This is a genomic window from Paenibacillus sp. S150, from assembly GCF_019352175.1.
Classification (GTDB): Bacteria; Bacillota; Bacilli; order Paenibacillales; family Paenibacillaceae; genus Paenibacillus_AQ.
In genome coordinates, this window is record NZ_JACBYI010000050.1 from 1 (window position 1) to 21,689 (window position 21,689).

Genomic DNA, 21,689 nt, shown 5'->3' on the forward strand with positions numbered 1-21,689 from the left:
GCGTACCCATCCCGAACACGACCGTTAAGCCCTCCAGCGCCGATGGTACTTGGACCGAAGGGTCCCGGGAGAGTAGGACGCCGCCAAGCACACCGAGCCATTGTCGAGCAGTCGGCAATGGCTTTTTGTCGTTTAGGAAAGTATGCTTCTCGTCAATTGTGGATAAGGTAGGTATGAAGTTAGGGGGGAATTATAATGCGTCTTAATCGTGCTGAATGGTGCTGAGTTTGCTGAGCCGTGCTAGGTCTGCAGGGTTTGCTGAATTGTGCTGTGTCTGCTGAGCCGTGCTGAGTCTGGGAGTTCTATGTTTTGCGGGAGGAAGCGGGAATAGAGCGGGTCTAACCGAGGCCGCTACCGGGGCAGGGACGTGAAGTGGAATGGAGTAAAGTGGAATTCGCAAGAATTAGTACACTTACACGGACGGAAAAGTCTTAAAGGAATCGTGGGAAAAAGCTGATTCGATCTAAATTCAATCTGCAATCTTATTTCAATCAGGAAAACGGGCTTTAACAGCGGCCGGAAGAACCCTCTGAACCCGCAGCGGACTTCATTCACATCGTCAACCGCTGATTTTGGTGTTGAGCCAAAAAGGTAATTGAATGTATAGGAATGGAACCGGCGGACCTGAACACGCTGATGAAACGCAAGGAGGTTCATAGGGAACGGAAGCGAAGTGGAAAAAGTAACACTAATGGGCTGGAATTTTGGCTTTAACGGGCTTTAGTGGGATTTTGTACACTTCATGGAGGCCAACTCCCTCAATACGGCTGGTTTCAGCCGAATTAGTTGTACTTTTTCCCACTAGGGATGATCCAGGATCCGAATGCGCTACTTTAGTTATCCTTTTTACCACTCAAATGGCTGCCCTTTGGATGAATGGTTCAAGTACATCTTAATGTAGGCGTATTCCTCTGCAAGGGAGAGAAACGGATCGGTTAGGGATTCTTTTTCCCGCTAACGCAAGCGAAAAAGGGAAAGTGGGGATTAAGTTTCCTTTTTCCAATTGGGCGTAGCCGCCGGGTCTGAGCAGGAAGGTCTGGAGAGATCGGGGAGGAAGAGCTTCAGCCGGCCAGGGGAACCGGAGAGCCAGGAACCGCAGCCAGCCTTCCACCTGAAATGCAAACAGCTGCGCTGCCCGGTCAAGGGCGGCATAGCCGTTTTGTTCTTGTTTTGGTGGAATTGAAGGAATTAAAAGTAAATATTCACATTCTATGATCCATAGATCTTAATATGGATGACGATAAAGTGCAGATAGCTATGAAAAAGTGTCCACCCCAAACGGACTTTTGTCCAAGAATTCGCTTACCCGGCGACCGTTTTCCGAATAGCTTCTCCCATGATGTAATATTCTTGACAGGCCAAAAACCCTTTGCTAAGATGGCAATAATATATTTTTGGACAAGCATCTCAAACCTTAATTGAAGATACGTAAACATATAGCTTCCAGGTCCTTATCAATGTCTGTCGGGTATGGACTTGAACCCTAGTTTCTTCATTCATAAGTTTGCAGGCGTTTAGAATAAAGACATTCGAGGAGGAATGACCCAGGTGTGGGAAGATAAGTTTGGCAAAGAGGGATTAACTTTTGACGATGTGCTGCTGGTGCCGCGTAAATCCGAGGTGCTGCCGAAAGAAGTGGATCTGGGCACAGTGTTAAGCAAAAATGTTAAGCTGAACATTCCTTTGATGAGTGCGGGTATGGATACGGTCACAGAAGCGGCTATGGCGATTGCGATTGCCCGGGAGGGCGGCATCGGCGTTATTCATAAGAACATGTCCGTGGAGCAGCAGGCGGAAGAGGTGGACCGCGTGAAACGCTCCGAAAGTGGCGTTATTACGAATCCTTTTTCCCTTACACCAGAGCACTGGGTATCCGATGCCGAAGTTCTGATGGGCAAATACCGTATCTCCGGTGTGCCTATCGTAGATGAAGGCAATAAGCTGGTTGGGATTTTGACAAATAGGGATTTGCGGTTTATTCATGATTTCAATATTCAGATCAAAGAAGTGATGACGCATGAGAACCTGGTCACCGCGGCTGTGGGCACTACTCTTCAGGAGGCTGAGGTTATTCTTCAGCGCCATAAGATTGAGAAGCTGCCTCTAGTGGATGAGAACAACATTCTTAAAGGTCTGATTACAATAAAAGACATCGAGAAGGCCATTCAGTTCCCGAATGGTGCGAAGGATGCCCAAGGCCGGCTGTTGGTTGGTGCGGCAATCGGAATCTCCAAAGATACTCTTGAACGTACAGAAGCTTTGGTAAAAGCGGGTGTCGATCTCATTACGGTAGATTCCGCACATGGTCATCATATCAATATTATTGACGCTGTCCGTAAGTTGCGCGAGCTGTATCCTGACCTTACGATCGTTGCCGGCAATGTTGCCACCGGGGAAGCAACCCGTGAACTGATTGAAGCTGGAGCCTCGGTGATCAAGGTAGGCATTGGACCGGGCTCAATCTGTACCACACGTGTAATTGCCGGTATCGGTGTACCCCAAATTACAGCAATCTATGATTGTGCGACAGTAGCGCGAGAATACGGCATTCCTATCATTGCTGACGGAGGGATTAAATACTCTGGAGAGATTACCAAGGCTATCGCCGCGGGAGCTTCCGCTGTTATGATGGGCAGTCTGTTCGCAGGTACGGAAGAAAGCCCTGGAGAATCGGAAATTTATCAAGGGCGTAAATTCAAGGTCTACCGCGGCATGGGCAGTATGAGTGCCATGAAGCAAGGCAGTAAAGACCGTTACTTCCAGGACGATGACAAGAAGCTGGTTCCTGAAGGTATTGAAGGCCGTGTTGCGTTCAAAGGTTCGCTCTCGGATACGGTTCATCAGCTGATTGGCGGACTTCGTTCAGGTATGGGGTATTGTGGAACCAAGACGCTGACGGAGCTGCGCAATGACACCTCCTTTATCCGGATTACCGGAGCCGGTCTGCGTGAGAGCCATCCGCATGACGTGCAGATCACCAAGGAAGCTCCCAACTATTCCCTATAGTTTCGTATAACCGACATTTTAAGGGCAGGCAGGACTAAATTCGTCCTGTCTGTCTTTTTTTGCAGGTACCCCTGTGTTAGAATAGAACAAGCAATGGATATGAGGGCAAAAGGAGAGTAGTAATCATTGAAGTACATGCGTAAATTCAGCAGTAAGCAATTTGTGATTAAGACAGCGACAGTAGGTCTACTTTTAAATATGCTAGTTTCTCCAGTAAGTTCAGTGCTGGCTGATGCGGTCAAGACACCGGCGGCTACAGAATCAGGCACGGCGGCTACAGATGCAACCACCACCCAAGCAACTGCAGTTAAGATCCCCTCAGTGGATTCCCTGGGGCTGAACCTGAAATCAGCGCTGCTGATGGAGCCAACAACGGGTGAGGTGCTGCTGTCATTGAACGCGGATGTGCCGCTTCCTCCGGCAAGCATGACCAAGATGATGACGGAGTATCTCGTAGCAGATGCCGTGAAGAAAGGCGAGCTCTCCTGGGATAAAAAAGTGATTGTGCAGGAGAATGCCTCCAAGCAAATCGGATCACGTATTTTCCTCGCTCAAGGCGATGAACATACAGTTAAAGAGCTGTACATAGCCATGGCTGTAGGTTCCGCGAATGATGCTACTGTAGCTTTGGCAGAAGAAGTATCAGGATCGGAGCAGGAGTTTGTAGCTCTGATGAACGAAACAGCGCAGGAGATGGGCATGAAGACGGCCTATTTCATTAACTCCACGGGGCTTGATCGGGCTGACATGCCAGCAAAGTTTCGACCTGATACGGATCGCGAAACCGTAATGTCGGCAATGGATGCCGCACTTCTCGCTAAATTTATAGTGACGGAGCATCCTGATTTCACAGAGTTCACCACGATTCAGTCCTACAAATTCCGTGAGCGGGATAAGGAACCGATGATTAATTATAACTGGATGCTGGAAGCGAACAAAGATGTTACCAACTTCAAGGCTTATGCCTACCCGGGGCTTGATGGCCTGAAGACAGGACATACAACCAATGCGGGTAACTGCTTCACCGGTACCGCTGTTCGGGATGGTATGCGTCTGATCAGTGTCGTTATGGGAGCAAACTCCGAAGCCCACCGTTTTACGGAAACGAAGAAGGTGCTTGACTTTGGCTTCAATAATTTTGAGATTAAGCAGGTTGTTGCCCCCAAGGCAGTCATTGCCGGCAATGAAACTGTTCCTGTATTGAAAGGCAAGAACAAAGACGTTTCTGTGGTTACAGATGCCGGTGTCACCTTCATAGTTCCTAAAGGAACGGTATCTCCAGAGATCAAAACTACTGTTGTCACCAACGATCCGGCCACCTTGGTTGCCCCGATTGCCGGAGCCAGCAAGGTGGGGAAAGTGACTTATTCCTATCAGGTGGAAGGCATTACTCAAATTCAGGAGAAGACCGTCAACCTGATTACCGCTGAGGAAGCGGAGAAGGCCGGCTGGTTCAAGCTGCTGATGAGGGCAATAGGAGAATTTTTTGGCGATCTGTTTAAAGGAATTAAAAACTTGTTCTAGCGGCTGAAAATGTCGAAAACAGGAGAAATTCCGAGTAAATAGGTTGTGTATATAGCCGCCTTGCGGTAAAATTATATGTTAGATTAAGTAAGATCATTCGGGAGGCTTGAACATGGAAACAGGAACATCGCGAGTTAAAAGAGGCATGGCAGAAATGCAAAAAGGCGGCGTCATTATGGACGTCATGAATGCCGAGCAGGCAAAAATTGCCGAGGCTGCGGGTGCGGTAGCCGTTATGGCTCTGGAACGCGTGCCTTCTGATATCCGCGCAGCAGGCGGGGTAGCACGTATGGCTGATCCTACTATTGTAGAAGAGGTTATCAAGGTAGTAAGCATTCCGGTGATGGCCAAAGCGCGTATCGGACATTATGTGGAAGCCAAGGTCCTTGAGTCGCTGGGTGTTGACTATTTGGACGAGAGTGAAGTGTTGACTCCGGCTGATGAAGTGTTCCATATTAACAAGCGCGAATTCACAGTTCCTTTTGTATGTGGAGCGAAAGATCTGGGGGAAGCGCTGCGCCGCATTAATGAAGGTGCATCCATGATTCGTACCAAAGGCGAGCCAGGAACCGGGAACATTGTTGAAGCCGTACGCCATATGCGTTATATCAACAGCCAGATCCGCAAGGTGACCAATCTTTCGCTGGACGAGCTGTACAATGAAGCCAAGACTCTGGGTGTTCCATACGAGCTGTTGCTGGAAGTTCATGAACTGGGCAAATTGCCGGTCGTTAACTTTGCTGCAGGCGGTGTTGCGACTCCGGCTGATGCGGCTCTGATGATGCATTTGGGTGCCGATGGCGTATTCGTTGGCTCCGGAATCTTCAAATCGGATAATCCTGAGAAGTTTGCCCGTGCGATCGTTGAAGCTACAACTCATTTTACGGACTACAAGCTGATCGCAGAAGTATCCAAGAACCTCGGCACCCCGATGAAGGGCATTGATATTGCCACACTGTCACCGGCAGAACGCATGTCGGAACGCGGCCGTTAACAGAGAGAAGGTAGTCCCGATGAAGATAGGAGTGCTGGCGCTTCAAGGCGCTGTAACAGAGCATATTGTCAGCATAGAGAAGACTGGAGCGCAAGGTCTGCCAATTAAGCGTGTCGAGCAGCTGGAAGAGATCGAGGGATTGATCATCCCCGGCGGAGAGAGCACCACGATTGGCAAGCTTATGCGCAAGTACGGCTTCATTGAAGCCATCCGTGATTTTGCCGGCCAGGGCAAGCCTATTTTTGGGACATGTGCAGGTATGATCGTGCTGGCGAAGCGTATTGCCGGCGGAGAACCCGGTCATTTGGAGCTGATGGATATTACAGTTGCCCGGAATGCTTTTGGCCGCCAACGGGAAAGCTTTGAATGTGATCTGGAGGTTAAAGGGATCAATGAGCCGGTACGTGCTGTATTTATCCGCGCTCCGCTTATTAACGAGGTCGGCCCCGGGGTTGATGTGCTCACGGTCTATAATGATGAGATTGTGACTGCACGCCAGGGCAATCTGCTTGTGTCCTCTTTTCATCCGGAGTTGACAGATGATTACCGGCTGCATCAATACTTTGCCGATATGGTAGAACACAGTGTAGCAGCCAATCAATAGAACTGCATATAAAAAACATTCCGACTCTTTCAAAGCTGTGAACAGCATTTTGAAAGAGTTTGGGCTGTTTTCAGGAGGGAAACTTTGTGCTAGATGTAAAGATATTGCGCAGTGATTACGCCAGAGTAGAAGAGGCGCTGGACAAACGCGGTAAGTCGCTTGAGTTGATTGCGGAATTTCCACAGCTGGATTTGCGCCGCCGCGAGCTGCTGCAGGAGACAGAAGGGCTGAAGAACCGCCGCAATAACGTATCCGGTGAAGTGGCGAAGAAGAAGAAGAACGGTGAACCGGCAGATGAATTGATTGCTGAGATGCGCACCGTAGCCGACCGTATTAAAGAGCTGGATGATGAAGTAAGGGTGCTTGAATCCAGAATCGAAGAATTGACCATGAGTATTCCGAATATTCCGCATGAATCGGTGCCGGTCGGCAAATCCGAGGAAGATAATGTTGAAGTTCGCCGCTGGTCACAGCCGCGTGAATTTGGTTTTACGCCGAAATCACACTGGGAGCTGGCCCAGCAGCTGGATATTATTGATTTTGAAGCTGCGGCCAAGGTAACAGGCTCACGGTTTGCCTTTTACAAGGGACTAGGAGCGCGGCTTGAGCGCGCGCTGATCAACTTCATGATGGATCTTCACAGCGGAGAACATAACTATGAGGAAATGCTGCCGCCGTATATCGTCAACAAAGACAGCCTGTATGGCACCGGCCAGCTGCCGAAGTTCGAGGAAGATCTCTTCAAGCTGCGGGATACCGAATATTATTTGATTCCTACAGCCGAGGTTCCGGTCACCAATTATTACCGTGAAGAGATTCTGACGGCTGCGGACCTGCCGAAATATCATGTAGCTTACAGCTCCTGCTTCCGTTCTGAAGCGGGCTCGGCCGGCCGTGATACCCGCGGCTTGATCCGCCAGCATCAGTTCAACAAGGTGGAGCTGGTGAAGCTCACCACACCGGAGACCTCGTATGAGGAACTGGAAAAGATGACTGCGGACGCCGAGCGCGTGCTTCAGCTTCTGGAGCTGCCATACCGCGTACTGGGCCTCTGTACAGGGGATATGGGCTTCACCTCCGCCAAGACGTACGATTTGGAGGTATGGCTGCCGGAGAGCGGCATGTACCGCGAAATCTCCTCATGCTCCAATACGGAGGACTTTCAGGCTCGGCGGGCCAATATCCGCTTTCGCAAGGAACCTAAGGCCAAGCCGGAATTCGTTCATACGCTGAATGGCTCGGCACTTGCAGTTGGCCGGACTGTAGCCGCTATTCTGGAGAACTATCAGCAGGAGGACGGAACGGTGTTAATTCCAACAGCGCTGCAGCCCTACATGCGGAATGTAAAAGTGATTGGCCCTAAAGCTGCCCAATAATCGCAGTTGCATAATGCTTGGATTGTGTGGTATAATTTCTAATGCATGTGAAATTTTGATGCATTGGAGAGGTACCGAAGCGGTCATAACGGGGCGGTCTTGAAAACCGTTAGAGTGCAAGCTCACATGGGTTCGAATCCCATCCTCTCCGCCATAACTTAAAAATTAAGTAATGAAGATAGAAGCCGCCTTCCCCGGAAGGCGGCTTTTTAAAAAGATAAGAATTTATATGTTTTGGGGTCCCCGCAAAGTACCTGAGTAATCATCGAAGCCAAGGCCTCACTACCTGGAAATAACTTTACGGATGAGGATAACCGCTTAAAGGCAGCAAGAAATTAAACGCAACAAAATCCACCCCCATTTCCATCATCTGTGGTGCCGCGTCAGCGGCATGGATGGCTTTTTGGGGTTATTTTAACATATAGCGATATTAATTAATGTTGATTTGGATTCACTTGAAATCCGTCTCATTTCAATAAAGCATCTATTAGCTTTAATTGTCTTTTTCTTTCCTTTGTTGAAGCTTCTATGGAATTATTTGTTAAGGTATTTACAGCCTTTATTGCACAGTCACTACTAACCATAGCATGTCCTCTCATGTGTCCGGTTGCAACTGCCTGGGCAAATGAACGTGCTGAATACTTACTAACATCAGTTTTCGACTCTTTAGCTAATTCATTTACAGTAAATCCAACCTTTCGTAAATCATAAGCTCTTATTTTTCCTTTCAGTCGGTTTTCTAAAGTTTCTATTCCTAAATTTATACGCGGGTCATCTTTTAAATGGTTATCGAGACACTCTAAGTATGGAGCTGCCACCTTTAAAGCCCATTGAGCAAGTAATTTCTGCGGCAATTTTTCAAGTTCTTCTTCGATTTTATTCCTTAATACATGGTTATCCAAAATCTTTATCTTAGGTTTACTGTGTGTAAATTCTGTCTGTTCTTTTATTTTCTGCTCATGTTTATTCCATGCATAATCCTCTATATTCACAATACCAGCTCCTTTCAGTTTAATCGAACCAGCTTTAATTTGGGGGATTTGCTTACCCAAGTCACTTACGGGGCAGAAATCCTTTAAGCCGTGAAGCCGTATATCGAATTATAATCATTCCTGGAGCCGTTGGCAGCAAGTATAAAAAAGCCCTTTATTCCGCAATGTAATAGGGAAGGAGGCTGATAATAACAATGAACCGACAATTACAGCTGGACCAGCAAAGCTTGGTTTCTGCCTGGCAGGAGCGCTTGCCTGCACTGATGGAGGACGGAGACAGCTTTAGCGTACAGGGTGATGCGGCGGACCCGAACAGTCTGCTGATTCATTTTAATGCGGCCGGACGGCAGGCTTATTCGCTTGATTTCCGTTGCACTTATGTCGATAGCCGTGAAGTTGCGGTAAGTTTGATTGACGCTGAAGAGGCTGGACGCCATACCGATGAACGCGCTGATGCTGTTCAGCTATTGGCGCAGCAGTACACCAGACAAATCCACGAATGCGCCCAGGCCCTGCAAGAATTGACCAATCCATAGGAGGCTGACCAAATTGAGCAAACCCAAGAGCATGCCTGTGCCCGGTGCAGAGGATAAGAACCAGGAGCGGCGCAAGGATCATAAGCATTCGAATCCAGAGCCATTGTCCGGCTCCAAAAAGGTAAAGCAGGCTAATCATGTGGATCATCACAACCCTCAAGGCTGATCTGTCCGGGGTTATATAATTGTACGAAATGTTTCTCATATTTGCCAAATGGTTTATCATTAGGGAGGGAAAAAAAATTCTTCACATGGGAGAGGAGATTTATAATGAATAAAAAATGGGGGTTGTCCGCTGCTGCCTTGCTGCTAACTGCTGCAGTAATTCTGCCTGGCTGCGCGAACAAAGAGCAAGCACCGAAAGAGGCGTTGAAATCAGCCGCGGTCAAAGCAACGGCGCTGAATTCATATGAGATGAAGAGCAAGCTGGTAATTAATAATCTGACGATTGACGCGCCGGCAAGCGGGGAATCGGATGCAACAGCCGCACAGGTGCTCAGTATGCTGAAGAATGCTGACGTCACTATCGACGGCGTCTATCAGGCAGAACCAATGCAGACCGAATTGACGCTGGTGCTTAATCTGAAGGGCGATATGACGATGTCCTTCACCATTCCAATGGTTATAACGGCGGAGAAGGTGTATGTCAAAGTGCCGTCGATTCCGTTCCTGCCGCTTCCGGAGACGGTGGTTGGCAAGTTCATAGAGCTTGATCTGAAGGAATTGGCCGAGCAGGAAGGAACCGAATGGAACCCGGCTGCTGTGGATACCCAGAAGATGCAGAAGCTTTTCAATGAGGTGCTCAGCACATTGATGGGCGAGTATGATGAAGAAACATATTTCGAGGACATTAAGCCTAAGGATGCCGCCTTGCCGGAAGGTGTTGAAGCAGAGCAGGTTGTGCAATTCAAGGTAACCGATGATAATGTCAAAGAGGCACTCACTATTCTGGTGAACAACGCCCTGCCTAAGATTATTGATATCCTGGGCAAGCAAGAATATAAAGAAATGCTGAACATTGACGCTGCAGATCTGGCCAAAGCCAAAGAGGAGCTGCAGTCCAGTGACAGCCGTGCAGAGTTCGACAAAGGCCTGGCTGATTTGGGAACTTATCTGACTATCAATCAATTCTATTTGAATACCGCTATTAACAAAGATGATTATCCAGTGTATCAGGATCTGCTGATGGATATTAAAGTCAATGATCCAGACAATGGCGAGAACGTCAGCTTATCCGTAACTGCCAGCAATCAATACAGTAAAATTAATGAAGAGCAAACCTTCATAATCGGTATTCCTCAGGGTGAGGACGTTATTACCCTGGATGAGCTGCAGCAGGAATTCGGAAGTACGGGCATCACTTACTAAACGGACCAGTAAAGGTGGAAAAGTAAATTAGAAAATCCCGCATGTATGCGCAATCCCGGCGCTCATGCGGGATTTTTGCGATATCGCAGTAATTAAAAACAGGAGTTGCACTTGCACCGGGGACACCTATTATCCTTCCACCTGCCGGGCATCATCCACGAGAATAGCATAAGTGCGGTGATCCTGCCATTGTCCATTGATTTGAATGAAGCGGCGGGCGATCCCCTCTGCCTGGAAGCCGTTCTTCTCAAGGACCCTGCGGGAACCATGATTGTGGAGGAGGATGGCAGCCTGTACTCTATGCAAGGCAAGGGAGCGGAAGGCGAACTTAAGGACGAGGGCAACGGCAGCGCTTGTATATCCTTTTCCCTGCACCGCGTAATCAATGAAGTAGCCGATATCAGCAAACTGTCCGACTCCACGTACTATATTGGAGATCGTGATCTGACCAATCAGCTGGCCGTCCAGTAAAAAGATACCGAACATATATCCACGGTCCTGCCCGGAGTCCTCCAGCCGTTGTCTAATGAGCTGCTGCTGGCTCTCCAGTGTGAAGTAATCTTTATCGCGCAGAGGCTCAAAAGGCTGGTGGTGCTCCTTATTTCGCAGACGCAGCCGGAGCAGGTCATCGGCATCCATAGGCTGGAGCAGAGAAATATAGATGCCTTGAGTGGAGTTATAGAATTTTTGAGTCATGGAAGCTCTCCTTACCTTGAAGTTTTGTTCCGCAGCCTTCGGAAAAAGGTGGTTAACAGCTCAGCACATTCCTGCTGCAATATGCCTTGTATGACCCCGGTGCGGTGATTAAACTGCGGCTCCTCCAAGAGATTCATCAAGGTGCCTGCGCAGCCGGCTTTGGGATCGGGGGTGCCATATACAGCAAGCGGCAATCTGGATTGGATCATGGCTCCGGCACACATGGGGCAAGGCTCCAGAGTGACGTACAACTGGCAGTCCAGAAGACGCCAGGAGCCAAGCAGGGTACTGGCCCCGCGAATGGCAACCATCTCTGCATGGGCGGTGGAATCCAGGGTTGTCTCCCGCAGATTATAGCCGCGGCCGATGATTTCTCCATGGCGCACCACCACCGCCCCGATCGGAACCTCACCCAGTGCTTCTGCCTTGCGGGCCTCTGCTATTGCTTCTTTCATCCAATATTCATGAACTGCAACTTCCTCAGACGACAGTTCATTATTTATATTATCCAACCCCATCTTCCTTTCTCTACTTGCCCTTGTGCAACGAACAGATATTCGTTCTTAACAAATTGTGGACAACTCTGTGGATAAAGCCCGACTTATACACAATATTGTACACATCGTAATTTGATAAAATGTTTATATGTGCATAACCTGTGGATGGTTTCTTATCTATTGTAGAGAAACTGTCTATAAAATTCAATATTTCCCGAAGGAGGCCGCAGAGTGAAATGTCTTTTCAAATGTGAGGGCAAAAGGTATGATAATATTTGAACACTCCGCTAGGATTTACCAACGGATAAGAGGTGGAAAAACAGCTTGTCCATAAAAATAAAGTTATCGGCAATCATCTTCGGTTCGGTGCTCTTGATACTGGCGCTTAATCTTACCATTAATCTTCATGCGGCTCGAAGCAATCTGCGCAATGAAAGTATAAATAATATGAAGATGACCGCCAGGCAGATTGCCGTCTCCGTCGAACAGAGCGGCTATAGCTCTAATTATGTGCAGCACCAAATCGCCCAGAACCTTAGGCTGACCGCTATCCTGGCCTCCAAGGAACTTGATCCCGATATTCAAAATGTGAAGAACGAACAGCTGGTTGCGCTTGCAAATAAGCTGGGGGTATCTAATATTTCACTTCTGGTCAAGACTGAGGATGATGTGGTCGTTGCCAAATCTTCAGATCCTGGTGAGCTAGGTCTGTCTACCAAGAGTATGGGGTATTGGTATGTGGCATTTCTTGAACTGTTTGCAGGCCAGGAGGTTTCGGTTGAGCAAGGGCAGAGCTTTGAGCATTTCTGGTCAGGACCCTTTGAATATTCAACCTCTAATCCGGAGTACATCGAGAAGTGGGGATACTACTATGACCAATCGAGCAATTACATTATAGATCCTTACATTCGCAGCACGGCCGTAAGTGATTATGTAAAAATTATGAATCCCGATGAGATTGTCCGCCAGTCCATGGAGGTCAATTCCGGAATTCTGGAGATCACAGGTATTAATCCCAAAACCTTTGGAGCACCGACCATGCTGACAGATGGCAGTGATCCTGCCAATCAGAAGCTGCGCAACCGCGCCATTAAGTACGGCACTTACATTTATGGCAATGTCGAAGAGGACAAGACGGCCATTATGGGTGCTTTGAGCAGTGAGGCACCTATTACGCTGGACACACAGGCCCTTGGCAAAAGAGTGCTGAAAACCTTCATTCCGATCAAGCAGCCGGGGGTAGAAGATTATGTGATCAGTATTGTTATGGATTATTCGGTTATTTCCTCGGTTATCAAACAGCAGCTGCTGAACAATGTAACCACATCGGTGGTGCTGCTTGTAGTCTTTTTCATGGGGAGCTATATCCTTGCGGGTGCTGTTACCCGGCCGATTCAGGATATCCTGAAAAAGGTAAACGATGTGGCCAGAGGCAAGTTCGAGCCTCCGTTAAATGTGGAAAGCCGTGATGAGCTGGGACAACTGGCGCACCGTATTAATGCCATGACCTCGCATCTGCTGCAGCATACCAACCGGCTTGGACAAACGCTGGAAGAGAACCGGGCCGTCAAAGAGCGGCTGGAGTCGGTAATCAACGGCACCTCGGATGCGATTCATACTATGGACATGGATGGCCGGATTATCAGCACGAACCGTGCTTTTGAAGAGCTGTACGGCTGGAGTGCGTCCGATGAATTGGACAAGACGCCTTATCTGGTGCCGGCCACAGCACAGAAGCAGGAAGAAATCAGGCTGAGAGAGCTTAAGGATGGAGCAGTCCTGGCTCCGCTGGAGACCATAAGACTAAAACGCGACGGTTCGCTCGTTGAAGTCAGTGTCAGCAGCTCGGTCATCCGCGATGAGGAAGGAAATCCGCAGTCTTTCGTCCATGTCTCGCGTGATATGACGGAGCGCAACCGGATTGAGGAGCTGCTGAGGCGCTCGGAGAAGCTGACTACGGTGGGTCAGCTCGCAGCTGGGGTTGCCCATGAAATCCGCAATCCGCTCACCACACTTAGGGGCTTTCTGCAGCTTCAGCAAGAGAAGAAGCTTCTGGTTCCGCTCCACATTGAGCTGATGCTCTCGGAACTGGAGCGGATCAATATGATTGTGAGTGAATTTTTGATTTTGGCCAAGCCGCAGGCCGTGCACTTTCAACTCAGAGATGTCCGGCATATTCTGGGCGACGTGATCTCTCTCTTGGACAGCCAGGCGCACTTGTTCGGAATAGAATTTGCAACCCGGTTCTCCGAGCAGCCGGCAACGGTGCATTGCGAAGAAAATCAGTTAAAACAGGTGTTCATCAACATTGTCAAGAATGCGATTGAGGCTATGCCTGAAGGCGGTACGATTATGCTGGAGCAGCAGATTGTCGGCAGTACTGTTGAAATTGTCATCTCCGATGAGGGTGAGGGCGTTCCTGAGGAAATGCTGCCTAAGCTTGGCGAGCCTTTCTTTACCAACAAGGAGACGGGAACGGGCCTGGGGCTGATGGTCAGCCAGCGGATAATCCAATCCCATAAAGGGAGCTTGGAAATACACAGTGAATACGGGTGCGGGGCCGAGGTTATGATTAAGCTGCCTGCAGCCGGAGAGCATGCTCCCGGGCAGGCCATGAACGGAGAACGGAGTGAAGACAGAAGTGAGAATCAATAAATTCATCAGTGAGACAGGATTCTGCTCACGCCGTGAAGCTGACAAGCTGGTGGAGGGCGGCAGAGTTACCATCAACGGAGAACGTGCTGTGCTCGGCAGTCAGGCCGAGCCGGGGGATGAGGTGCGGATAGATGGCAGCCTCCTTGAAACGGGCAGTAAGGTAGTCTACATTGCGCTGAATAAGCCGGTGGGCATTACATCCACTACAGAGTCACATATTCAGGGGAATATTGTCGATTTCGTCGGACATCATGAGCGGATTTTCCCCATTGGCCGGCTTGATAAAGATTCCGAAGGATTAATCCTGCTGACCAATGATGGGGATATCGTCAACAAGATTTTACGGGCTGAAGGCAAGCATGAGAAGGAATATATCGTTACTGTGGACCGGCCGGTTACACCGTCCTTCATTATGGGGATGTCGGGCGGGGTCAGGATACTGGGCAGCCTGACGCTTCCCTGCGAAGTGACGCGAATCAGTGAGCGGGTCTTCCGTATTATTCTTACCGAAGGCAAAAACCGGCAAATCCGCCGCATGTGCTCTGCCTTTGGTTATGAGGTCCGGCGGCTGCAGCGCATCCGTGTGATGAACATCCGTCTGGGCAACCTGCAGACCGGAGAATGGCGTGAGCTCTCTGCCCGGGAGAAGCAGGAGCTGGGCGCCATGCTGAACTATCAGCTGCAGTAGCAGGCGGGCACTTTGAAGAACGAAATAAAGAGCTGTACCCAAAGGACTTATTAAGACGCTTCGGTACAGCTCTTGTTGTGTATGATACTTTCAATTTCCAGTCGCTGTGGCATCCATAGTCTGCGGGCTATCCTGATACTTCCGAAGGATTGAAATCTCCACTCGGCGGTTCTGGGCCCGTCCGGCGGCCGTGGAGTTGTCAGCGATCGGATGATATTCCCCATATCCGATGGGACTGAACTTAACCGGGTTCAGATAAGGATTCAGCAGCAGGATCTTCATGAATTGAAGCGCCCGGTCTACACTGAGATCCCAGTTGGAGGAATAGCTGCTGTTGGAGATCGGAATATTGTCCGTATGTCCCTGTACCAGCACTTCATAATCAGGGAATTGCTGCAGCATTGTGGAGATGGACTTCGCAAGCTGGCGGGAATCATCCTTCACGACAGCTTGTCCGGAAGCGAACAAGGCGTTGTCGCTGATAGTGATCATCAGTTGGGACTGATTCAGCTTGGTACTGAGCAAATCAGTCATCCCGTTATTCTGGATATACTGGTCGAATTGCTGCTTCAGATTCTCCAGATCCTCTTGCTCTTGTTGCTTCAGCCTGGCAATTTCTGATTTGCCGGTATTCGGAGCTACTACATTATCCATCTTATCTGCCTTGCCTTGGTCAAGCTGTTTGCTTGTCGGAGCATCGGACTTATATTCCAGAACCCCGCCCCCGCCACTCAGAGCTGAACTGAAAGCTTGGCTCATCTCTTCAAATTTCTTGGCATCGGTAGCGCTCATAGCATACATAACAAGGAACAGGGCAACAAGAAGAGTCATTAAGTCGGAATAGGGCAGTAACCAGGATTCATCGGCATGTTCTTCATGCTCCTCATGTCTAGTCTTTTTGCTCACTGGAAGCACCCTCCTTGTCACTAAGCTTCGATCGTTCCAGTGGGGTGAGGAAGACAGACAGTTTCTGGTTGATGGCGATTGTAGATACCCCTGACTGAATGGACAGCAGCCCTTCCACCATCATCAGCCTGACTTCAATTTCGCGTTTGGAAATACGCTTGAGCTTGTTGGCCATAGGGTGCCACATCACATAACCGGTAAAAATCCCGAGCAAGGTAGCAATAAAGGCGCCTGCTATTGCGTGGGCCAGAACATCCATATCACTCATATCCGCCAATGCGGCAATCAGACCAATAACCGCTCCAAGTACCCCGAGCGTTGGTGCGTACATTCCTGCTTGCGAGAAGATCAGTGCTCCTGCTTTATGACGATCCTCAGTAGCGTGAATATCTTCCATTAATACATCGCGGACAAATTCCTGATCATTACCATCAATAATCATCCGCATACCGTTGCGGAGAAAATCATCTTGAATTTCGTCAACCTTCGATTCGAGGGCCAGCAGTCCTTCGCGCCGGGTAATGGAAGCCCACTCCATAAAAATTGTAATCAGTTCAGCCTTGCTGATCATTTTTTTCTTTATAAACAGTATTTTGAACAGCTTAGGAACTTTCTTGACATCGGACATTGGAAAAGCTACAAAAATCGAAGCTATCGTACCCAGAAAGATGATGACATAAGCAGCCGGGTTCTCCAAGCTTGAGAGTGGAGCGTGTTTAAGCGTCATTCCCCAAAGTACTGCAATTAGACCAAAAACTAAACCGAGTATTGTTGAAATCTCCATTTATGCACCTCGTCCATGAGAATTAAGAAGTGATCCGACTATACCGCGTGTATCATCCATGAACAGCGGTGGGACACTCTGCCTGACCAATAACGTATATTCTTATTTATCGACAGTCCTCCCTTTTTTGTGAAGTCATTTTTTCGGCTATAATGGATAAGGTAAGTTATTATTCATCTGTGGAGAAAACGGAGTGATTGACTTGGGTGTGAAGCATGGCAGAGATTACAGTGAAATTCTGAGCGAGCTGGCGGTAGCGGTAGGCAGAATTTCCGACGGGTATTTATTTTTTGAAATGGAGCCTGAGGAGTGGCGGGAGCTGCCGCAGGAATCCAAGCTGGAGGTCTGGGAAGCACTGGCGGAGGATTTGTTCTACGCTCTGGGCAATGAGCCGGTTATTGAGGTCGGCAGCGGCGTGGTGATCTATGATAAGGAGACACACCGGATTAATATTTTGCTGGGCGAAGAGGATCTGGATTCGGTTCTTCTCATCTGAGAAACAGGCTGCCGTCAAGTGGCCGGTTTGCCCGCAGCCTTTGCCACGTGGTAAAATTGATGGAGCCGAGTAATATTTGCCGGGATCTGTGAATACATTAAACCGAAAAAAAGCCTTCATCCTGGCGCATCCCTTGGACTTTTATAAGCTGAGGGATGTTTTGTTTAAGGCCTGATCTTATTGGAAAAGAACTGTAAGGACTTTGCTGCTAATTTAGTAAGGGAGGAAGAACATTGCAATTTACGGAAGAAGAGCTGCGGGAGCAGGTGGGAAAGCTGGAAGGATGGAAGCTGGAGCAGGACACTATGGTGCGCAAATACATGTTCAATGGATATATGAAGGGCATTGCCTTTGTGGATGAGGTTGCCGCCATATCGGAAGCATTTGAGCATCATCCGCATATTACGATTGATTATAAAACCGTAATCCTGCGCCTGTCCGCAATTGGGGGGGATGGCCTTACCGCGCTTGATATCCGGCAGGCGCATGAATTTAACGAGGCCTTTGAGAAAAACCGTTAGACTTCTGACCCGGATTGGACGATGAGAATGAGAACTCATACCCCTTATATAAAAAATGCCCAGAACAGGATCAACATCATCCTTGCTCGGGCATTTTGTGTTGGATATTCTACGAATATGAAGTAAAGCTATTTCTTCTCGGCAAGCCACATGGCTACATTGGCGATTTCCTCCGGGGCCAGCTTATCCCTGAAGGATGGCATTTGCCCGCGGCCCTTGGTAACAATGGTGAAGATTTCTTCAGCATCATGCTCTCCGCCCTCCTGTTGCAGGCTGGGACCTACACCGCCTTGAAGCTGATCGCCATGGCAGGTGATGCAATTAGCCTTCACTGTGGCCTCCGCACTTGCCGCTTCCAGCGCCACTGCCGGCATGGTTGGCTTATTCTCCTCAGCGACTTCAGCTTTGCCAGGCAAAGTAAACATTAAGACTACCGCAAAGGCACAGGCGGCAAAAAATAACCCGCTCATGATCCATTTCTGCATCTGCATCCGTCCCCTCCATGTAAGCTGCTTCCTACATTATACAAGAAGGTAAAGCGTTATCATAGCGTTTGTGTCAAATAATTGAACGATTTATGCTATTTGTTATAAACCATGCAATAGAAAGGTTTGTCGCCAGTTGGAGTCCGGCGTTCATAGGTATCTGTAATGGTAAATCCGCTCTTTTGATAAACACGAATAGCCCGCTGGTTCCAGGTCAGCACCTCCAGGTCGATCTCACGTTCCGGATAACGTGCTCTGGCTGCCTTAACGATAGCATTCATGAACAGATGGCCCAAGCCGTGCCCGCACAGATCAGGCCGCATGCCAATGCCCAGCCGGACAACGCCTTCCATGGGAAACAGCTGGGCAAAGCCGCAGAGGCTGCCTTGCCCGTTCACTACGGAGACATACTGTTCGCTGCGCAACTGCGGATCACCGAATTCCACGCCCAAAGCCTGCATCTGTTCCCAGGACATCCAGCCGTAGATATTATATGGAGGCTTATACACCCATTCGCAAATCTCTGCACCGTGTTTAATTTCCATAGGAACAACGTAAAAAGTTACCGGAGAACTAATCATCAGGCCACGAACCTCCCTTTAAGAACGAAACGTTATATATAATTATATACAGAATAGCCTCTTTTCGACGCATAAAATTTCAGGGGGAAGCTGAGTCCTCGACAAATGCTAATAATTTTTTTTAAAATGGCGGAAATTAGGGGATTTTGTGTTTTACAAATAATGAGAAGGGTAAATATTTGGTGTAGACAAAAAAAAGCCCCCCTCAAGATTTCGGAAAAAATCTTGGAGAAGAGCCTGTTTAGCTGATTACATCCTATTGAACATCGTCATTGTCTTGGGAATCGGAAGCTAAAGTCTGATAAGCATCTGTGCTCATAATTCGTTTGGCGCCAACGTAGCGGTTGACGTAGTAGCTCTCACTCAGCGAGCTAATGGTTACACCGCGGCTGGTTGAAGCATGTGCGAATTTGCCTTCACCGACATAAATGCCGACATGGGATACGCCCTTACCGCTTGTGTTGAAGAATACAAGATCGCCCGGTCTGATGTTATCGCGTGATACAGCGGTTCCCATTTGGTATTGGGAGCCTGATTGGTGAGGAAGGTTGATGCCGATCTTATCAAAAACGTATCTTGTAAATCCGGAGCAGTCAAACCCATTAGTCGATGTTCCGCCGGCTACGTATTTGGTTCCGATGGTCTTGTCGATAACTTGATCCATTTTGGAGTCTGCGGAAGCGCTTCCTGCTCCAATGGTAAGGATGATGGAAAAGCTCAGTAGTGCTGCTGCCAGCTTCTTCTTCAAAAGTAAATACCCCTTCCAAATGCCTACGAGGTTAGCTTAAGGGTTCGGTTGAAGGTCCCCTATGACCCCTCTGTGAACAGGAGGTCAATTCACCCAAAAATCGGTTCCCCCGTTTCCCTAATTGTTAGGAAACTCGGCACGACTGTTGATTAGGATTAGCTTACGGATCAATACATGACAAAACCTTTGTAAATAAGGTTTGAATAATTACAAAAATGTTACTATCAACTCACTGCGATAATTGTAACAAAGACGGAAGCGCTTGGCAATCATTTAAAACATATTAATGCATTTTTTTTGCGTTTTTGAGAGTGGAATACGTTATTTAAGCCTTATCTTCACGTGCTGAGTAAGCTTTACCCAGCTTTATAGGGAATTTTATTGGAATATTTAGCAAAAAGGTGTTTCAGTGTCCCGAAAATTGTGTAAAAGGGAGAATAAGGAAGAGAGAAAACCCGGAAATGATTACGGCAATAATCAGCTCCGGGCTCGTATAAGTTACATTTATTTGTTAGAGGCAGTACTGTTGAGGGGATAAAAGCTGATCAATCGTAGGCAACAGCCTTATACGCTGTAGTGCTCATTACCCGTTTGGCGCCAACGTAGCGGTTGGCCCAGTAAGCTTCGCTCAACGAGGTTATTGTTACACCGCGTGAAGTGGAGGATTGTGCGAACTTACCGTTGCCGACATAAATGCCGACATGGGAAACTCCCGATCCGAAGGTGTTGAAGAAAACCAGATCGCCTGAACGCAGATTGCTGCGTGATACAGAGGTTCCGACCTTGAATTGAGCCTTTGACGTGCGCGGCAGGGTAAGTCCGATACTCTTGAACACGTAACTGGTGAATCCGGAGCAATCGAAACCGTTCGTGCTGGTGCCTCCGAATTTATAGGTCGTTCCAATTGTTTTGGAGATAACGGTGTCCAACTTGGAGTCCGCAGAAGCGCTGCCAGCCCCTATTGTGAATACCATCACTAGTCCAAGTGCTGCTGCTGTGCATTTTTTTTTGAAATTCTGACTTCTCAAAAGATGTACTCCTTCCAAAGGCCTGCGAGGTTAGCTTAAGGATTCGGTAGAAGGTTCCCCTATGACCCCTCTAAAGCGAGATCAATTCACCCAAAATATGGTTCCCCCGCTTCCCGGTGCAGGGAATTTGGCGTTTTATGCACCAGAAGAGCGACGTATCGACAAGTTTCAAAAACATCGAATGTTGCGATTAAGTAATTGATGACATAAAGATTACAAAGTTGTTACTAGTAGTACAGGCATCATTGTACCAGAGGATTTACAGTTTTGCAAATACTCTTAGTCACTTTGTAACCCAAAAAAGAGTCCCGCTCCCCCGGAAGGAGCAGTGACTCTTTTATTATGCCGGCTGGACGGCTCAATTATTGTGGGAATGATTTACTGCACCAAAGATGATATTGTGCGGCGGTTCCCCACATTCGGAACAGTGTAGTAGGGAGCGGGGAGAACTGGCGGAGCAGCAAAGCCGGCAATCCCGGACACAGAATCGCAGTCACTCCGCACACAAGCATCATCGCCAGCCCGCCTGCACCCAATATAATGGATACTCCCACGGAAGGAACCAGTACCTTCAAAAAAACAAGCAGAGACGATAGGATTCCTGTACCGGCCGTATACCCGAACTGCATGTACAACAGCAGCTTGCGAATGAAGAACAGATACAGGAGCCAGGCCAGAATGTAGGGAACCAGCTTCAGCAGCAGCTTATAATCCAGAACGCCGCTAAGCAGCAGGCTGTACATTTTGGGGAGAAGCCAGTACAGGGGGAGCACAGCAAGCGCCCACTCTGCGAGACTGAACAGCAGCACCGGAAGCCCATACAACCGCATGCCCGGAAAAAAGAACATTCCACGCTCTCCCTTGCGTTCCTGATGCAGCTCATGCAGCAGCCCTGCGCGGATGAAAGGGGAGATAAGCAGCCTGACTGCGCTCAGCGCCAACAGCATCCAGAGCCAGCGCTGCACTCCGGGATCGTTGCCCAGTGCAAACTGTCCTTCCACATAATAGAGCAGCCTGCCCATTCCACTGCCGCCTGCCTGCTGGTCAGGATAACGCAGCAGTACCGGAACCACAGCGCCTTTGACGAATTTATACATGAAATATCCCCAGAACAGCCGGTAGATAAATAACAGAATCAGGATATAAAATTGCTCTTTCATGCTGTGCCAGCCGCGGGTTATCGATCTTTTCACAATCCTTCACC

General features: G+C 48.6%; 22 protein-coding genes, 1 tRNA gene, 1 rRNA gene and 2 riboswitches. Of the genes, 14 read left to right on the plus strand and 10 right to left on the minus strand.

Going from position 1 to position 21,689, the window contains the following annotated elements; all coding sequences use genetic code 11:
* The 7 genes from rrf to HYD27_RS28060 all read left to right on the plus strand — a co-directional run.
* Positions 1 to 89, plus strand: a 5S ribosomal RNA gene (gene rrf / locus HYD27_RS28030); the annotation flags it as partial.
* A gap of 1,459 nt (positions 90 to 1,548) precedes the next feature.
* Positions 1,549 to 3,006 carry an IMP dehydrogenase gene (gene guaB / locus HYD27_RS28035; protein WP_219220852.1) on the plus strand — a complete coding sequence of 486 codons (1,458 nt, stop codon included), beginning with the start codon at positions 1,549 to 1,551 and terminating at the stop codon, positions 3,004 to 3,006.
* 135 nt (positions 3,007 to 3,141) lie between these two features.
* Positions 3,142 to 4,530 (plus strand): D-alanyl-D-alanine carboxypeptidase family protein, encoded by a 1,389-nt coding sequence (locus HYD27_RS28040; protein WP_219220911.1) that lies wholly within the window; start codon positions 3,142 to 3,144, stop codon positions 4,528 to 4,530.
* A 112-nt stretch (positions 4,531 to 4,642) separates the two neighbouring features.
* Positions 4,643 to 5,524 carry a pyridoxal 5'-phosphate synthase lyase subunit PdxS gene (gene pdxS, locus HYD27_RS28045; RefSeq protein ID WP_219220853.1) on the plus strand — a complete coding sequence of 294 codons (882 nt, stop codon included), beginning with the start codon at positions 4,643 to 4,645 and terminating at the stop codon, positions 5,522 to 5,524.
* Between the two features lie 19 nt (positions 5,525 to 5,543).
* Positions 5,544 to 6,128 (plus strand): pyridoxal 5'-phosphate synthase glutaminase subunit PdxT, encoded by a 585-nt coding sequence (gene pdxT / locus HYD27_RS28050; protein WP_219220855.1) that lies wholly within the window; start codon positions 5,544 to 5,546, stop codon positions 6,126 to 6,128.
* An 86-nt stretch (positions 6,129 to 6,214) separates the two neighbouring features.
* A complete protein-coding gene (serS, locus tag HYD27_RS28055; protein ID WP_219220856.1) occupies positions 6,215 to 7,504 on the plus strand; it encodes a serine--tRNA ligase in 1,290 nt (429 codons plus the stop codon).
* A gap of 65 nt (positions 7,505 to 7,569) precedes the next feature.
* Positions 7,570 to 7,658 (plus strand) — tRNA-Ser (locus tag HYD27_RS28060).
* Positions 7,659 to 7,971: 313 nt separating this feature from the next.
* On the opposite strand, the gene HYD27_RS28065 is transcribed toward HYD27_RS28060, so the two are convergent.
* Positions 7,972 to 8,496 (minus strand): putative immunity protein, encoded by a 525-nt coding sequence (locus HYD27_RS28065; protein WP_219220857.1) that lies wholly within the window; start codon positions 8,494 to 8,496, stop codon positions 7,972 to 7,974.
* 194 nt (positions 8,497 to 8,690) lie between these two features.
* Between HYD27_RS28065 and HYD27_RS28070 the strand changes: the two genes are divergently transcribed.
* From HYD27_RS28070 to HYD27_RS28080, 3 genes are all read left to right on the plus strand, one after another.
* A complete protein-coding gene (locus tag HYD27_RS28070) occupies positions 8,691 to 9,032 on the plus strand; it encodes a hypothetical protein (RefSeq protein WP_219220858.1) in 342 nt (113 codons plus the stop codon).
* 13 nt (positions 9,033 to 9,045) lie between these two features.
* Positions 9,046 to 9,198 carry a small acid-soluble spore protein P gene (locus tag HYD27_RS28075; protein WP_219220860.1) on the plus strand — a complete coding sequence of 51 codons (153 nt, stop codon included), beginning with the start codon at positions 9,046 to 9,048 and terminating at the stop codon, positions 9,196 to 9,198.
* Positions 9,199 to 9,302: 104 nt separating this feature from the next.
* A complete protein-coding gene (locus HYD27_RS28080) occupies positions 9,303 to 10,400 on the plus strand; it encodes a hypothetical protein (protein WP_219220861.1) in 1,098 nt (365 codons plus the stop codon).
* A gap of 129 nt (positions 10,401 to 10,529) precedes the next feature.
* On the opposite strand, the gene HYD27_RS28085 is transcribed toward HYD27_RS28080, so the two are convergent.
* Positions 10,530 to 11,096, minus strand: coding sequence for a GNAT family N-acetyltransferase (locus tag HYD27_RS28085; protein WP_219220863.1), 567 nt, complete (start codon positions 11,094 to 11,096; stop codon positions 10,530 to 10,532).
* Positions 11,097 to 11,107: 11 nt separating this feature from the next.
* The gene (gene tadA, locus HYD27_RS28090) at positions 11,108 to 11,608 is read right to left on the minus strand and encodes a tRNA adenosine(34) deaminase TadA (RefSeq protein WP_375373953.1); all 501 of its coding nucleotides are present in this window, start codon (positions 11,606 to 11,608) and stop codon (positions 11,108 to 11,110) included.
* Positions 11,609 to 11,917: 309 nt separating this feature from the next.
* Here tadA and HYD27_RS28095 point away from each other — a divergent pair, with 309 nt between their 5' ends.
* Together HYD27_RS28095 and rluF are read left to right on the plus strand one after the other, a co-directional pair.
* On the plus strand, positions 11,918 to 14,248 hold the full coding sequence (locus HYD27_RS28095) for an ATP-binding protein (RefSeq protein WP_219220867.1): 2,331 nt from the start codon (positions 11,918 to 11,920) through the stop codon (positions 14,246 to 14,248).
* Complete coding sequence (gene rluF / locus HYD27_RS28100; RefSeq protein ID WP_219220869.1) at positions 14,235 to 14,936, plus strand: 23S rRNA pseudouridine(2604) synthase RluF; 702 nt, start codon at positions 14,235 to 14,237, stop codon at positions 14,934 to 14,936. Before HYD27_RS28095 ends, rluF begins: the two co-directional genes overlap by 14 nt.
* Positions 14,937 to 15,026: 90 nt before the next feature.
* Here rluF and HYD27_RS28105 read toward each other — a convergent pair whose 3' ends face one another.
* Positions 15,027 to 15,842 carry a flagellar motor protein MotB gene (locus HYD27_RS28105; RefSeq protein WP_219220871.1) on the minus strand — a complete coding sequence of 272 codons (816 nt, stop codon included), beginning with the start codon at positions 15,840 to 15,842 and terminating at the stop codon, positions 15,027 to 15,029.
* On the minus strand, positions 15,826 to 16,626 hold the full coding sequence (motA, locus tag HYD27_RS28110; protein WP_219220873.1) for a flagellar motor stator protein MotA: 801 nt from the start codon (positions 16,624 to 16,626) through the stop codon (positions 15,826 to 15,828). The genes HYD27_RS28105 and motA overlap by 17 nt, the downstream gene beginning before the upstream one ends.
* A 202-nt stretch (positions 16,627 to 16,828) precedes the next feature.
* Here motA and HYD27_RS28115 point away from each other — a divergent pair, with 202 nt between their 5' ends.
* Together HYD27_RS28115 and HYD27_RS28120 are read left to right on the plus strand one after the other, a co-directional pair.
* Complete coding sequence (locus HYD27_RS28115) at positions 16,829 to 17,122, plus strand: hypothetical protein (protein WP_219220912.1); 294 nt, start codon at positions 16,829 to 16,831, stop codon at positions 17,120 to 17,122.
* Between the two features lie 233 nt (positions 17,123 to 17,355).
* Positions 17,356 to 17,643, plus strand: coding sequence for a 4a-hydroxytetrahydrobiopterin dehydratase (locus HYD27_RS28120; RefSeq protein WP_219220874.1), 288 nt, complete (start codon positions 17,356 to 17,358; stop codon positions 17,641 to 17,643).
* 128 nt (positions 17,644 to 17,771) lie between these two features.
* Here the strand turns inward: HYD27_RS28120 and HYD27_RS28125 are convergent, their stop codons facing one another.
* From HYD27_RS28125 to HYD27_RS28145, 5 genes are all read right to left on the minus strand, one after another.
* On the minus strand, positions 17,772 to 18,128 hold the full coding sequence (locus HYD27_RS28125; protein ID WP_219220913.1) for a c-type cytochrome: 357 nt from the start codon (positions 18,126 to 18,128) through the stop codon (positions 17,772 to 17,774).
* A gap of 95 nt (positions 18,129 to 18,223) precedes the next feature.
* On the minus strand, positions 18,224 to 18,709 hold the full coding sequence (locus HYD27_RS28130) for a GNAT family N-acetyltransferase (protein ID WP_219220876.1): 486 nt from the start codon (positions 18,707 to 18,709) through the stop codon (positions 18,224 to 18,226).
* 256 nt (positions 18,710 to 18,965) lie between these two features.
* Complete coding sequence (locus HYD27_RS28135; protein WP_375373954.1) at positions 18,966 to 19,457, minus strand: C40 family peptidase; 492 nt, start codon at positions 19,455 to 19,457, stop codon at positions 18,966 to 18,968.
* Between the two features lie 5 nt (positions 19,458 to 19,462).
* A riboswitch (cyclic di-AMP (ydaO/yuaA leader) is annotated at positions 19,463 to 19,606 on the minus strand.
* 396 nt (positions 19,607 to 20,002) lie between these two features.
* Positions 20,003 to 20,431: a C40 family peptidase gene (locus HYD27_RS28140; protein WP_219220915.1), complete on the minus strand. Its 429-nt coding sequence runs from the start codon at positions 20,429 to 20,431 to the stop codon at positions 20,003 to 20,005.
* Between the two features lie 57 nt (positions 20,432 to 20,488).
* Positions 20,489 to 20,628, minus strand: a riboswitch (cyclic di-AMP (ydaO/yuaA leader).
* Between the two features lie 219 nt (positions 20,629 to 20,847).
* Positions 20,848 to 21,678 carry a hypothetical protein gene (locus tag HYD27_RS28145; protein ID WP_219220878.1) on the minus strand — a complete coding sequence of 277 codons (831 nt, stop codon included), beginning with the start codon at positions 21,676 to 21,678 and terminating at the stop codon, positions 20,848 to 20,850.
* Positions 21,679 to 21,689 lie beyond the last annotated feature (11 nt).